Genomic DNA, 14,146 nt, shown 5'->3' on the forward strand with positions numbered 1-14,146 from the left:
TTTTGTTGTGTTCAGATTAAATGAATGTTCGTGGTGTTATGTAACCACTAAGGATATTTCACGTATTTGTTTCATATATTGTCTGGAAGGCAACCAGCCTGTACGATAGTCATTTAAGAAGTGGAAAGGAGAATGGATCGGTGAAACGTCAATACGGCATTGCCGCCTTTATATTATGCATCATTTTATTCCTCCAGCTACCTTTAGCCCATGCCTATGGAGAGTCTTCACCTGAGGATACACGTGAGATATTGCAAAAAAGTCTATCTATTGTTGAAATCGATCACGAAATCGAACGCATCGCCGAAAGGCAGAAGCAGTTGGCTCAACAATACGAGACATTATCCGTCCATCTTCAGGAACAGGAAGAACAGATACATATTCAGCAAGATCGGGCCGGAGCTGTAGTAAGGTCCTACTACACAGGAGAACGCGACAGCCTCCTCATGACGGTCCTGGGAGCCAGGTCATTCAAAGACCTGTTTGTACTGTATGATTATTACCAGATTATTATCGGACGGGATCAGGCTGTGCTGGACAAGTATCAGGACCGTTATCGCAATCTGCAACAGACTTCCACTCAGATTCGTCAGACTACAACAGAATTAACCGAAATGAAGACTAATCTTCAGAACCAGCGGGAACGTGTAGTCACCTTGCAAAAAGAAATGGATGCCCAAATAGCCACCAGCGGAGATGCGGCAGCGATTCAGAAACTGATGGATGAACTGACCCTTTATTGGGAGAATATCGGCATCTATGAGGTGAAACGATATTTCAAAGCTTTGGCATCTGCCATGCAGAACCTGCCTGACTTTATCCAAAAACAAAACGGAGGCATATCCACGACTGGAACAACCTATACGATTCGAATTGGGCAGGATGAGCTTAATGCATTTCTGCGTTCCCAAAATTCAATCTTTGAAGACTTTGCCTTTCAGTTTAACCAGGATAAGATTATAGCTTCCGGTCAGCGAGATCAATTGCAATTAAGCATTGAAGGACATTATACGGTAGAAAATGAACCGCAAAACTCCATTCGTTTTCATGTGGACAAACTTGTATTCAACCAGCTTGAATTACCAGATACGACTCGTCGAATGCTGGAAAGAGAATTTGACCTTGGGTTCTATCCGCAGAAAATCCTGTCGTTTGTCAAAGCAACCGATGTTTCAACAAGTGAAGGCGTACTGGAAGTAAAACTAGCTATATCATTTTAAAGAGGTTGAACACGAACTTAAAGTTAATTCGTCGTTCTAATACTGTCTACGTATTGATTCGCTGTAATTTCTCCCTTTAAGAATTGTTGTACTTTTTGATGAAAACGAGTTATTAGAGCATGACTTTTGATCGTTGCAGCGGGGACATCTTGGGTGGTTGAGAACCAGGATTGTCCCTTTGTCATGTCATAACGTCCAGCGAGTTTCTCAGACTCCATATCCAGTTCCTGCTGCTTTGCGGGCAACCGGTTAACCTGTTGGTACCATTTCAACTGTGCCGTAGCGGACGTCATTCCTTCAATCCATCTACTGGCCTCCTCTGCCTCAACGGAACCCGCAGTAATGACAAGGCTTCTGGATTTTACAGTATCCAAGGTTTCGAAAGAAATCCGCTCCAAAGAATCTTTATCCACTGTACTCGCTTGATCTGCATTCAATAATTGAGATAACAATGATACAACCATTGGTGTGCTGTTCTGGTCAGCAGTTGGAGAGAACTCTGAATTGGTAGACTCCAGCCTAATAAGGGGCTGAATCTGATTCATCAACTGAATCCCCTGCTGAAGATCCCCCGTTTGCGAATCTATTTTCGTTCGTTTAACTTGATCTGGTGCCATCCTCGGTTCCAAATGATTCAGCCAAGCATTCGTCCCGTACATATCATTGATGTTCATTTTAATCAAAGGGATGCCTTCCGCAATGGCTTGTTGAGTAAGTTTGACCCACTGATCTTTATTGCGAGGTAATGACTCCAGACCAGCTCTCTTCAGAAATGAAGATTGTGCAGCCAGAATGTACGGATCAAAATCAAAAGGCATTCCCCACTGATAACCATTCCACTCTGTCATTCCCCGTAACCCCACTATCGTATCTCCTAGTGACTTTGATAATGTGGTTCCGTTTAACGGATACAGGTACCCTTTTTGGGCATAGTATTGCACTTCCTCACTATCAAGCAGAACAACATCACCGTTCTCTCCTAGTGAAAATTCAAGATCCAAAACATGTTTATATGTATCCGGCTTCTCATTCCGAAGATTAATTTCTACCAGCTGGGAAGCAGCAACTTCTTTGGCTATTTTTTGAAAGGCTTGGAACTCTTCATCCGACATGGCCACTACAATCTCCAACGGAGCTTGAGCATCTTCATTACGGGACGAAGACCCAGGAAAAGCATCCTTCTCCTGATCGCGTTCCTGATTGAGCTGCGAACCTCTAAAGTCAAAACTCGGTGACAAGATCGTTAACGAAAGCAGCAATACCGCGAACAAAACAACCTGATGTCTACGCTTCATTAACTTCCCTCCCTGCTCACCTAGTTTTTTCTGCAACAATTATTGTAACAAATAAATAGTACTCTTGTCCTACCCTGCCGAAAAACACTTTTTCGGATTTTTGCATAATACGAGCATATCGAGTTCTGTGTAATAACGCTTACTTATTTTTTCAGCAAAAAGCCGGCTCCTGGAGCCGACTTCAATAACAACATTTTCCGGGAAATAAATCCCCTAAATATTACAATAAATCAGCTGCAAGTTGTGCCAGCTTGGACCGTTCTCCTTTTTCGAGCATGATGTGTCCGCTGATTCCCTCTTGTTTGAACCGTTCCACGATATAGGTCAGGCCGTTACTGGCAGAATCAAGATACGGATGGTCTATCTGTTCGGGGTCTCCCATCAAAATAATTTTACTGCCTTCACCAACCCTTGATACAATGGTCTTCACTTCGTGGCGTGACAGATTCTGGGCTTCATCAATAATGATAAACTGTCCAGGTATCGATCTTCCACGAATGTATGTTAAGGCCTCCACCTGAATACTGCCAAGCCCCATTAGAATTTTATCTATATCTCCGGCTTTTTTGGTGTCAAACAAAAACTCCAGATTATCATAAATCGGCTGCATCCACGGACGAAGTTTTTCTTCCTTCTCACCAGGCAAGTAACCGATATCTTTCCCCATCGGAACGACAGGGCGAGCGATCAACAGTTTTTTGTATTTGTGATCATCCTCTACCTTAAGCAGACCTGCTGCAAGTGCCAGCAAGGTTTTCCCTGTTCCAGCTTTACCGGTGATCGTAACAAGCGGGATGTCATCATTCAAAAGCAGTTCCAGTGCCATGCGTTGTTGTGCGTTACGCGCGCTAATACCCCAGACATTATCATTACTGAGGAAAAGCGGCTCCAGCTTTGTTCCCTCTGTGTTCACTTTAAGCAAAGCCGATTTATTGGTTCCCATCTCATCCTTGAGAATGACAAATTCATTCGGGTACAACGAATAAGACAACTGTAACGGTTTGATTGGTAAAAAACGATATGTGTAAAACTCATCAATCACTGACGGATGAACTTTTAGGGCCGTATAACCTGGATATAACTCACTGAGTCCTGCCGTCCGATCTGATAAGTAATCCTGTGTAAACAGACCAAGTACATCCGCTTTGATACGCACAAGTACATCTTTACTGACAAGCACGACCTGACGTTCGACTACTTCCTTTTCATTCTCCTCAATCTGATAATTCAGTGCGACAGCCAAAATGCGATTATCGTTGGACACTTCACCGAACATTTCCTGAACTTTCACGAAACTCCGATGATTCAGCTCTACTTTCAGGTTACCTCCATTAGCTAAAGGTACCCCACTGTGCAGGTGACCCAGCTCACGTAATCCATCCAACAGTCTGGACACATTACGGGCATTACGCCCAATTTCATCGGCATTTCTTTTTTTGGAGTCGATCTCCTCCAGTACAACCGCGGGAATGATTACCTCATGTTCCTCAAAGGCAAATATGGCATTGGGGTCATGCAGAAGCACGTTGGTATCCAATACAAAAATCTTTTTCATTCAATCCCCTCCAAAGCGGCGTCGTTAAAGGCATGGATAGTGTGATCTTTCAGCAGCGGCATGGACAATCATGATCCCATACATAAATGTATTCGACTAGGGCAAAATAATTGTCAACCATTCTGAAAAACTCCAAGAAAGGATGAACATTTATGAAAAAATGGGTTTGCACGCTGCTTCTGATCTTTATACTTACAGGTTGCAACAGTTCCACACGCAGTGCTTCACAGGAGCCACATACATCGCATCCAAGAAGTTACGGAGGAAATATAACAACTCAGCAAGATCAAAGGAAAGGATCTCACATGCTCAATGCACAGGAAGATCGGATGAATCCTTCACGTTTGGACCGCCTCAATGAGGATACAGGTGAAGTCCATGATACCAACATTGCGGATGATGCAAATAGTGGCCGGATGCCCAATGAAAAACGAATCAATCACCTTAAAGCCCTTGCCAAGCAAGTGGAAGGTGTTGAAGATGCGAACTGCGTCATACTCGGTAATACAGCCGTAGTTGGCATCGATGTTGATGGTGAACTGGAACGTGCTCGGGTGGGTACCATTAAGTACGCTGTTGCCGAAGCACTTCGCAAAGACCCCGAAGGTGTAGATTCCATCGTTACTGCAGATGCAGATGTCACTGAACGAATTAAAGAAATCGGTGAACATATTCGTCAAGGGCACCCAATCTCCGGTTTTGCTTCAGAACTTGCTGACATGGTGGGACGAATTATCCCTCAACTCCCGAAAGACGTCAAAGTCCGTCAGAATCCGGATGAACACGTGAATCAAAAACAACAAATGCAGCAGCTGCATTCATCTGACAAAAGACAACAAAAAGCCCAGTGATCTCTCACTAGGCTTTTTTCATGGCAGCAAAAACCTGCTCATCTAATTTCTCAGCAGCACGCTGATCATATATTTTGACATATTGAGGCACAGAAGACAATTGAGCGCCGTAAAACAGAGCATTCCTCACCGCTTCAATTGTAATGTCGAAACAGCACATATTAAATGGAACGTCCTGCAGCGGATCTTGTCGTACCGCAGCACGCCCGTTCACTGCGTACACCGTCTCTTCTCCAAAGACAGTCACCGTAATGAGCGGATTAGTAATCATGTTATTCACCAAACGTGAACGATGATCGATCGCTAAACGAAAAGTAGAAGCATTCTCCGCATAAATCCAGGAGATGGCTGTTGAAGTCGGACCTCCGGATTCTACATCCACTGTGCTAAGAAGCACAAAGGTCTCATTCTTGAATTGCTGTAAAAGAGATTCAGTTAATTGTGTGACGGCTTCGGACATTCAACCAGCCCCCTAACCTTCTTTATGCAATTCTTGTACTTGGTTTATGTTATTATAGCATACCGATTAACGTGCTTCCAATCCCAAAAGAATGAAGGTTATTCGCCTGAAGGTGAAGCCGTTACTTTACCTGAAAGTGTATCTTGTAAGGCCTGCTTTGCATTGGCGAGTTCCGTCTCATTAATATACACATATGGACTTCTCCACTCTCCGGTAACCGGAGTATAGTGCACATCCGAAGTGGAAATGTTCCAATACGTCGAGATAAAGTTTTTCATTTGTTCCGATTCCACATCTGTCGTCATATTCTTGTCAACTGCACCAATCACTTTGCTGATCTTTGTAATGCCACCAAGAGATTTCATCTGATCCAGCATGGAGTTTAGCACTTGGTTTTGACGTTTGTTACGATCAAAGTCATTGGATTCATCAGTCTTCGGATTACAATTGGATTTGCGGTAACGAACAAAATCTAGTGCTGCTTTACCATCGAGATGTTGTGCGCCTGCGACCAGATTGATATCTGTACCATCGGCTGTATCTCTATAACACATATTTTTATCCACAGTCACATCCACGCCACCCACGGCATTGACAGCATCACGGAATGCCTGGAAATTCAGGACGGTTGTATAATTAATATCTACATCCAAATACTTGCCCATCATTTCTTTCATCTGATCCTCTGCATTTTTGCCAGTGGTTTTTTCCTGTGCTTTGAATCTTGGATAATAGGAATTCAGCTTGTTGGATTTGTACCCATCCAATTGAATACGCGTGTCTCGAGGCAAAGATACAATGGTTGCCGTCTTGGTCTCCGGATTCAACGAAGCCACCATAACAACATCCGAGAGATATGTGCCAGTTTCAGGACGGTTATCTGTGCCTAATAACAGCATCGTGATCGGTTTGGTTGTGGCTGACATCCCGGGAGGTACCGGTTTATCGATACCTGTATCCACGACTTGATTGTATACCCAGTACGCATATCCACCGCCTACCACAATGGCAATAACCAATAGACTTAAAAGGATTCTGCCAAAAGCATTCATTCTCTTTTTCTTCTTAGGCTGCTTGCCCTTGCCATTCTTCGATCCAGAAGCACCGGATTGCGTTGGTGCCTGTCTCCGTGGAGGCAGTCCGTTCGAATTTGAGTTCATATCTTCAACACCTTTATCACATCTGTTTTTGTCTAAATAAAAGACAACCGCTTTCCCTAAGGAAAACGGATGGTCTGTACAAGACAGGATTTATGAGTTTCGAGCGGCAGCTTCCGCTTTTTTCTTTTGACGACCTTCAATAAAATAACGCACTCTCACTAATAACATCAAACCAACCGCCACCAGCAAACATTGAATGATGGGCAACTTGTCGATTTGAAAAATAAGAAGCATGAATGTGCCCATCGCCATCAAAATATAGAGAACGATTTCCTTACCAAGTGGCAATTTCTGACGTACCCGAAACACCTTGTTATATACGTAAGTAATCAATACAAAGATGACGATGTAGGCTACGATCGGGTGTGATGCGAACCATGCTTGCATGCACAGCCAGCTCCTTTCGTGTTCATGCTAGGATATAAGTTAACTGGTTGATGGAGCACCAACAACAACATTAATTACAAAGCTCTGCATGTGACCGTTCCGGATTCGGATCGTTCTTTTGGTCGCTGTTATCCCCAGATTTTTTTGATCCATTTTTCAATGGTAAAATCCGGAGATAAAGGCGAACGCTTCGCTCCTACAGAATCGATTCCGCATCCTCCACTACTTTAGTGGGTTGTAATCAACGCCGATGGTGCATATGTGTTCCATCAAACGTTAACTTATATAAATTATTTTATTGTTATTAGGCTTTAGAAGCCATTTTGCGTTGTTTTTCTGCACGTTCACGCTCGGATTTGTTCAGGATCTTTTTACGAAGACGAATAGATTTTGGTGTAATCTCACAATATTCATCTTCATTCAGATATTCAAGCGCTTGTTCCAACGAGAAGATAATTGGAGTTTTAATTTTAACCGTATCATCTTTACCGGAAGAACGAACGTTAGTCAGTTGTTTTTCTTTGCAGATGTTAACAACGATATCATTGTCACGTGTATGTTCGCCAACAATCATACCTTCGTAGATTTCAGTACCCGGCTCCAAGAAGAGCGTACCGCGATCTTCAACGCCCATCATGCCATAGAACGTAGATGTACCCGTTTCAGTTGAGATCAGCACGCCTTGGTGACGTCCACCCACTTGACCGGATACTACTGGAGCGTAGCTGTCAAATGCATGGTTCATTACACCGTAACCACGAGTCAATGTCAGGAAGTTTGTGCTATATCCGATCAAACCACGTGCTGGAATCAGGAACTCCAGACGAACTTGACCACTACCTGTGTTAACCATGTTAACCATCTCTGCTTTACGTGCGCCCAGGCTCTCCATTACGGAACCCATGCTCTCTTCAGGGATATCAATCAACAAGCGCTCAACAGGTTCCATTTTCTTACCGTCAACTTCTCTTACGATAACTTCTGGTTTGGATACTTGAAGCTCATATCCTTCACGACGCATATTTTCAATCAGGATACCCAAGTGAAGCTCACCACGTCCGGAAACGATAAATGCATCAGGGCTATCCGTTTCGTCAACACGAAGGGAAACATCTGTTTCCAACTCTTTCAACAAACGCTCACGAAGTTTACGGGAAGTTACCCATTTACCTTCACGACCTGCGAATGGACTGTTGTTCACGAGGAACGTCATTTGCAGTGTTGGCTCATCAATTTTCAGAACTGGCAAAGCTTCCGGGTTGTTAGGGTCGGCAATGGTTTCACCAATGTTGATGTCCTTGATCCCTGCAATGGCAACGATGTCGCCTGCTCCTGCTTCTTCCGTCTCAATACGTTTGAGACCTTGGAAACCAAACAGTTTCTCGATACGTGCAGTTTTGCTCTTACCATCACGCATAATAACCGTTACCGATTGTCCTTGACGGATCACACCGCGGTTAACACGACCAATGGCAATACGGCCAAGGTATTCATTGTAGTCCATCAAAGTAACGAGGAATTGAAGTGGCTCTTCAACATTTTCGGTAGGGTGTGGGATATGACTAACGATGGTATTGTAGATCGCCATCATGTTGTCATCTTGTTTGGCAGGATCATTATCCATGCTGGATGTTCCGTTCAATGCGGAAGCATATACAACAGGGAATTCGAGTTGTTGATCGTTGGCACCCAGTTCAATGAACAGGTCCAATACTTCATCAATAACCTCAGTCGGACGAGCCGCTGGACGGTCAATTTTGTTTACAACAACGATTGGTGTCAGGTTATGCTCAAGTGCTTTACGAAGTACAAACTTCGTTTGTGGCATACAGCCTTCATAAGCATCAACAACGAGCAATACACCGTCAACCATTTTCATGATACGTTCAACTTCACCACCGAAGTCGGCGTGTCCTGGTGTATCCACAATATTAATCAGGTAATCTTTATAAGTTATAGCCGTGTTTTTGGCCAAAATCGTAATACCGCGTTCACGCTCCAAATCGTTGGAGTCCATTACGCGCTCCTGTACCGTTTCGTGATCTCGGTAAGTACCGGATTGCTGGAGCAACTTGTCAACGAGTGTTGTTTTTCCGTGGTCGACGTGGGCAATAATCGCAATATTGCGAATGTGTTCTCTTGAATGCATGTTTTGTATCCATATCCTTTCCAATTTCAAATCATATCTACTTAAACTTCCCGCAATTTCGCAGGTTACTCACAAAATAAGCGTCGGTGATATCCCGACGCATGTCTATATCCCTTATATTATAGTTTATTATAGGTAAAAATCAAGATATTTCGCACGAGAAGACCACTGGGAATGTTACCAGCCTCTCCCTTGACGTCCTCGTCCAAGTAATAACCAGACTCCACCCAAGATCAAAAGGACAGCAAGTACATAGATTATTCCCGTTTGCAGCAAGGTAAATCCGAAGAATATGATGGACACCGCACCAAGGATCAAAGCTGCAGGTAACACATATTCCGGTCTTCGCCGCTCAGCCATTCCATATTCGAGCAAACCTATGGCGATCCCAAGCAAAAATGCTGGCCACAGCCTGCTCATAAGTCCAGCGCCCCATGTATTCGTTATACTGAATAAAACACCATACACCGTTAGTATGCCGGCAGGAACGAGTGACCATGATGGTGAAATACGCGCATAATATAACGCATGAAGGGCGATGCCTGGCAGCAGGATCAGCAAAGGCCAGAAATTGCGACCAATAAATCCAAACACGCCAAACTTGCCAAGCAGAATAATAATTCCCGCAGCTACAATAAATAGTCCAATCGCTTTTTCATTTCCTATCCTCATCATCAATCACCTCTTATACTATGGCTATGTACTTTATTTCTTCATAAGCGATACGCATTCCATGTTGACTGTTGATTTCCAAACCTGTAATCCTGCTACTAGTGTATCCGATGTTTCGGCAAAAAACTATACTTTATGTCGCACTTTGCGTGAGTTCTTTACCTGTATTACCCTAAAATGTGTAACTTATGACAGTCCATTGGTTGTTGTATTCAAAGTGTATTCTCTCAACACAAAACCGCCTAAACCGGACGGTTCAGACGGTCATATGTTCAAGCTTTTAATCAAAATTATACTATGCGTTCTTACGCACAAATTTATGTGCGCCTCCAATTGCAACCACAAGACAAGCCATGGCTACGGGAAGCAGCGTATGCACCTCTGATGCCATACCTCCCAGCCATTCTCCTAACTTGGGGTCTTTCATCACCATCTCACCTGCTGTGAAGGCCAGAATGCCTGATCCGACGAATACAAGAATCGGAAATCGCTTTAACAAACCAACAATTAACCCGCTCCCCCATACGACGATGGGGATACTGATTGCAATACCAATGACGATCAAAGCCAAATCTCCATCCGCCAAAGCCGCTATGGCCAAAACATTATCCAAGCTCATTACAAAATCGGCAATCAGAATGGTTTGAATGGCTTTCCTGGTCGTAGAAGCTTCTCGAATATGTACCTCATCATCATTTTGAAGTAGCAGCTTTACTGCAATCCAGAGTAGCAACAGCCCACCTGCTGCTTGGATAAAAGGAATTCCCAGCAACAATACCGCTACAAAGGTTAATACACAACGCAGCAGCACCGCACCAAAAGCTCCCCACCATACCGCTTTTTTGCGTTGTATTGGTGGCAGATCCTTGCTGGCAAGCGCAATAACAACTGCATTATCTCCACTCAATACCAGATTGATCATTAAAATTTCAGTTAAAAGCCATAGTGTATCCATGTCCTCATCCCCCCACATTAACTTGTATGTCGGAGTTGTCCATGCTATTCTTAATGATTGAAGCGTATATAAGGAGTGACATATCTCATGGAGCTATTTAGTCCCACATTCTGGCTGGCTTTGCTGAACGTTGTCTTTATTGATCTAATTCTGGCTGGAGATAATGCCATCGTCATTGGTCTCGCAGCTCGAAATTTGCACCCTTCCGTGCAGAAAAAGGCGATTCTATATGGAACTGGCGGCGCACTTTTGATTCGAATTTTAGCAACAGTTGTTGTTTTATGGTTGCTTAAAGTTCCGTGGCTCTTGCTTGTGGGAGGCATACTTCTGATCTGGATTGCCTATAAATTATTGGCGGATCAGGGTGATGAACACAATGAGGTCCAGGCGGGAACTTCCTTGTGGACCGCTATTCGTACCATCGTAATCGCGGATGCAGCCATGGGATTAGATAACGTGATTGCAGTTGCTGGAGCAGCGCAGCAGCATCTCGTGCTTGTCATCCTTGGACTCCTGATTAGTGTACCTATTATCGTCTGGGGCAGTACCCTGTTTATCAAACTAATTAATCATTTTCCTTGGATCATCTATGTCGGAGCCATTGTTCTCGGGTATACGGCTTCTAATATGATCACGGAGGAACAGCGACTCTTGCCTTACTTTACTGAACATCCGGCATTGCGAATTCTCTTCATCGTTGTGGTTATTGCAGGCGTAGTCTTTGCAGGTTATCGCAAACGCTCCAGCAGTTCCAGCCACAAGGGATCTGGCGGGGAACAGCAGCGCTCCTATTCATAGGCTAAATTAAACTAAAAATTTCATCTGAATACAGCAAAGGACTGAACGATATTTCATCGGACAGTCCTTTTTTTGCAGTTAACATAGCCCTTATTATGTCAGCCATGCTAATTTTTATTGAGTTTAGAACCAGTCATCCTTCATGCCATTTTCTTCTGTCTGATTCGTTACCACAGAAGTTTCACCGGCATGCAGGGTGATCGTTTCAGTTTGTTCCACCGCCTGATCCACCCATTCTGACAAATGGCTCATTGTTGATTCTATTTTATCCACAATTCGAAGATTTGGATTGGTTGAAGGTGACTTTGGCACAAAGAGAGTACAGCAATCCTCATATGGCAAAATAGATATGTCATACGTTCCAATCTGTTTGGACAGGGTAATGATCTCCTGTTTATCCATCATAACCAGTGGTCGCAACAGTGGCAGATCCGTCGCACGACCAATGACATTCATACTCGGAAGAGTCTGACTCGCTACTTGGCCCAGGCTATCCCCGGTGATCAGTGCTAATGCCCGCTCACGCTCGGCAAGTTTGGATGCAATTCGCAGCATTGAACGTCGCATCAGCGTAATAATCAGATTATCCTGACCCAGCTGGGTAAATGCCGTTTGGATCTCCGTAAATGGAACCAGATGCAGCTTGATTGTTCCTGCATGATCAGCAAGGGCACGGGCCAAATCAATGACTTTCTCTTTGGCGCGCTCGCTTGTGAACGGGTAACTGTAAAAATGTACACATTCCACTTCAAGTCCACGGCGCATGGAAGACCAGGCTGCCACCGGGCTGTCTATTCCACCTGATAACAGTACCATCGCTTTTCCATTCGTGCCCAGTGGAAACCCACCTACTGCCGGAATGGTTTCGTTGAAAATATAGGTACCTTGATCCCGAATTTCCACTCGAAGTTCAATATCAGGTTGACGAACATCAACACTTAATTGCTGAAACTTCCGAAGGATCGGGGAACCGACCAGATGATTCATTTCATGGGAAGAGTTCGGGAACTCTTTCCATACCCGCCTTACATTTACCTTAAATGTGGTGCCTTCTTTGAATTCATCTTCCCTTTCGTCCATAAACGCGACTGCTGTTTTCACAATCTCATCAAGCTCGGATGGAGTAACTTTAACCGGACTAATCGACATCACACCGAATACCCGCTTCAGCACCTTAATCAGTTCAGTATGTGATTCACCGCCAAGATCCACATAGACACGGCCATATTCTTTGCGAAGGGTCGCTCCTGGATAAGGTTTAAGCAAAGCTTTCACCTGTGTAATGATCGTTTTCTCAAATCGGGCACGATTTTTCCCTTTTAACATAAACTCTCCGAAACGGAGAAGCAGCATATCATATTTCATATCCATTACATCCGCCTTTCGAGGGGCCGCAACTGCGCCACCATCTGATGTAAAGCCTGTTCAAGCAAGGCTACATCTTCTTCTGTATGTTCATCTCCAAGACTAATACGCAATCCGCCAATAGCACAAGCTGCATCTCTGCCCATCGCAAGTAGAGCCCGACTCGGTTCAGCCGAACGCGAAGAACAGGCAGATTGGGTCGATATGGTTACGCCAAGTTGCTCCAAGGTGTGCAGCGCTACTTCTGCCTTCATCCCGGGATAGGAGAAGTGCACAATATGAGGTGCACCCTCTGGGCTACTGTTCAATTTAAATTCAGGAATAACACGTATCGTTTCCATCAATCGATCACGGAGCACCGTTGTACGCCGGGCAAAATCAACCTGATCTTCTGCTGCCATTCGCATGGCCTTTGCCATGCCTACCAGCAAGGCCACGTTTTCTGTGCCTGCTCTTAGGCCCTGCTCCTGTGATCCTCCTGACATTAGTGGCGTAAGCTCCACTCCACTTCGCACATACAGGAGACCTGCTCCCTTCGGTCCACGAATCTTGTGAGCAGACAAACTGTACAGATCTACACCCCAAGCGGCAGGTGTGGCCTTCATTTTCCCAAAACCCTGAACACCATCCACATGGAAAAGCACCCGTGGTGCTTCCTTTTTGAGCTGTTTGCCGATTTCTGCAATCGGATGGATGGCTCCCGTTTCATTGTTTACATGCATCAGACTCACAAGCACCGTGTCGGGCCTGATCGCGTCTACAACCTGCTGAGCGTTGATCACTCCATCGGGATTCACAGGAACTAATGTCACTTCCCATCCCCACTGCTGCAATTGCATAACACTTTCATACACCGAGGCATGCTCGGTAGCCGTAGTGATGATATGTCTGCCTCGTGACTGATAACGTAATGCCGCACCTTTTATCGCAAGATTATTACTCTCGGTTGCACCGGAAGTAAATACAATCTCCTCAGGCTTAACGCCGATTGCCGCAGCACATCCAGATCGAGCACGACGCAGCAACTGATCGGCACGCTCTCCATACCCATGGATGGAGGAAGGATTACCGAATTGTGTCTCCATAATTTCGGCCATCGTACGAATCACATCAGGATGGGGAGGTGTGGTTGCAGCATAATCAAAATATTTCAAATGAGGTTAGACCTCCCTTATCTCTTCGTTCATGAACCTACAGTGAGCATTGTAACACGATACCAATACAACACAAAAAGACCAACCGGGAACAGGCGTTTCAAGCGCTACTGCTCCCACATTTG

General features: G+C 44.5%; 13 protein-coding genes. 3 read left to right on the forward strand and 10 right to left on the reverse strand.

Going from position 1 to position 14,146, the window contains the following annotated elements:
- Nucleotides 1-140 precede the first annotated feature (140 nt).
- Nucleotides 141-1,220, forward strand: a complete 1,080-nt coding sequence (locus tag MKY66_RS20880; RefSeq protein ID WP_076211577.1) for a hypothetical protein — start codon at nucleotides 141-143, stop codon at nucleotides 1,218-1,220.
- 23 nt (nucleotides 1,221-1,243) lie between these two features.
- Here the strand turns inward: MKY66_RS20880 and MKY66_RS20885 are convergent, their stop codons facing one another.
- Complete coding sequence (locus MKY66_RS20885; RefSeq protein ID WP_076211580.1) at nucleotides 1,244-2,515, reverse strand: extracellular solute-binding protein; 1,272 nt, start codon at nucleotides 2,513-2,515, stop codon at nucleotides 1,244-1,246.
- 220 nt (nucleotides 2,516-2,735) lie between these two features.
- The gene (locus tag MKY66_RS20890; protein WP_024628438.1) at nucleotides 2,736-4,070 is read right to left on the reverse strand and encodes a PhoH family protein; all 1,335 of its coding nucleotides are present in this window, start codon (nucleotides 4,068-4,070) and stop codon (nucleotides 2,736-2,738) included.
- Nucleotides 4,071-4,222: 152 nt separating this feature from the next.
- Between MKY66_RS20890 and MKY66_RS20895 the strand changes: the two genes are divergently transcribed.
- Nucleotides 4,223-4,921, forward strand: coding sequence for a YhcN/YlaJ family sporulation lipoprotein (locus MKY66_RS20895; RefSeq protein WP_076211581.1), 699 nt, complete (start codon nucleotides 4,223-4,225; stop codon nucleotides 4,919-4,921).
- Between the two features lie 7 nt (nucleotides 4,922-4,928).
- Here the strand turns inward: MKY66_RS20895 and MKY66_RS20900 are convergent, their stop codons facing one another.
- The 6 genes from MKY66_RS20900 to MKY66_RS20925 form a co-directional block, all read right to left on the reverse strand.
- Entirely contained in the window at nucleotides 4,929-5,381 is a 453-nt protein-coding gene (locus tag MKY66_RS20900) for a pyridoxamine 5'-phosphate oxidase family protein (RefSeq protein ID WP_076211583.1), read from the reverse strand.
- 98 nt (nucleotides 5,382-5,479) lie between these two features.
- Nucleotides 5,480-6,541, reverse strand: coding sequence for an LCP family protein (locus MKY66_RS20905; RefSeq protein WP_036614987.1), 1,062 nt, complete (start codon nucleotides 6,539-6,541; stop codon nucleotides 5,480-5,482).
- A 90-nt stretch (nucleotides 6,542-6,631) separates the two neighbouring features.
- Nucleotides 6,632-6,928 (reverse strand): YlaH-like family protein, encoded by a 297-nt coding sequence (locus tag MKY66_RS20910; protein WP_036614990.1) that lies wholly within the window; start codon nucleotides 6,926-6,928, stop codon nucleotides 6,632-6,634.
- A 304-nt stretch (nucleotides 6,929-7,232) separates the two neighbouring features.
- Complete coding sequence (gene typA, locus MKY66_RS20915; protein ID WP_036614992.1) at nucleotides 7,233-9,077, reverse strand: translational GTPase TypA; 1,845 nt, start codon at nucleotides 9,075-9,077, stop codon at nucleotides 7,233-7,235.
- 177 nt (nucleotides 9,078-9,254) lie between these two features.
- Nucleotides 9,255-9,749: a hypothetical protein gene (locus tag MKY66_RS20920; RefSeq protein ID WP_076211585.1), complete on the reverse strand. Its 495-nt coding sequence runs from the start codon at nucleotides 9,747-9,749 to the stop codon at nucleotides 9,255-9,257.
- Between the two features lie 295 nt (nucleotides 9,750-10,044).
- On the reverse strand, nucleotides 10,045-10,704 hold the full coding sequence (locus MKY66_RS20925) for a TerC family protein (protein WP_076211587.1): 660 nt from the start codon (nucleotides 10,702-10,704) through the stop codon (nucleotides 10,045-10,047).
- Nucleotides 10,705-10,791: 87 nt separating this feature from the next.
- On the opposite strand from MKY66_RS20925, the gene MKY66_RS20930 reads away from it, so the two are divergent.
- Complete coding sequence (locus MKY66_RS20930) at nucleotides 10,792-11,502, forward strand: TerC family protein (RefSeq protein WP_076211589.1); 711 nt, start codon at nucleotides 10,792-10,794, stop codon at nucleotides 11,500-11,502.
- Between the two features lie 123 nt (nucleotides 11,503-11,625).
- On the opposite strand, the gene thiI is transcribed toward MKY66_RS20930, so the two are convergent.
- Complete coding sequence (thiI, locus tag MKY66_RS20935) at nucleotides 11,626-12,867, reverse strand: tRNA uracil 4-sulfurtransferase ThiI (protein ID WP_076211725.1); 1,242 nt, start codon at nucleotides 12,865-12,867, stop codon at nucleotides 11,626-11,628.
- A 5-nt stretch (nucleotides 12,868-12,872) separates the two neighbouring features.
- Nucleotides 12,873-14,021, reverse strand: a complete 1,149-nt coding sequence (locus MKY66_RS20940) for a cysteine desulfurase family protein (protein WP_076211591.1) — start codon at nucleotides 14,019-14,021, stop codon at nucleotides 12,873-12,875.
- Nucleotides 14,022-14,146: the final 125 nt, after the last annotated feature.

Source organism: Paenibacillus sp. FSL R5-0766 (assembly GCF_037971845.1).
GTDB lineage: Bacteria > Bacillota > Bacilli > Paenibacillales > Paenibacillaceae > Paenibacillus.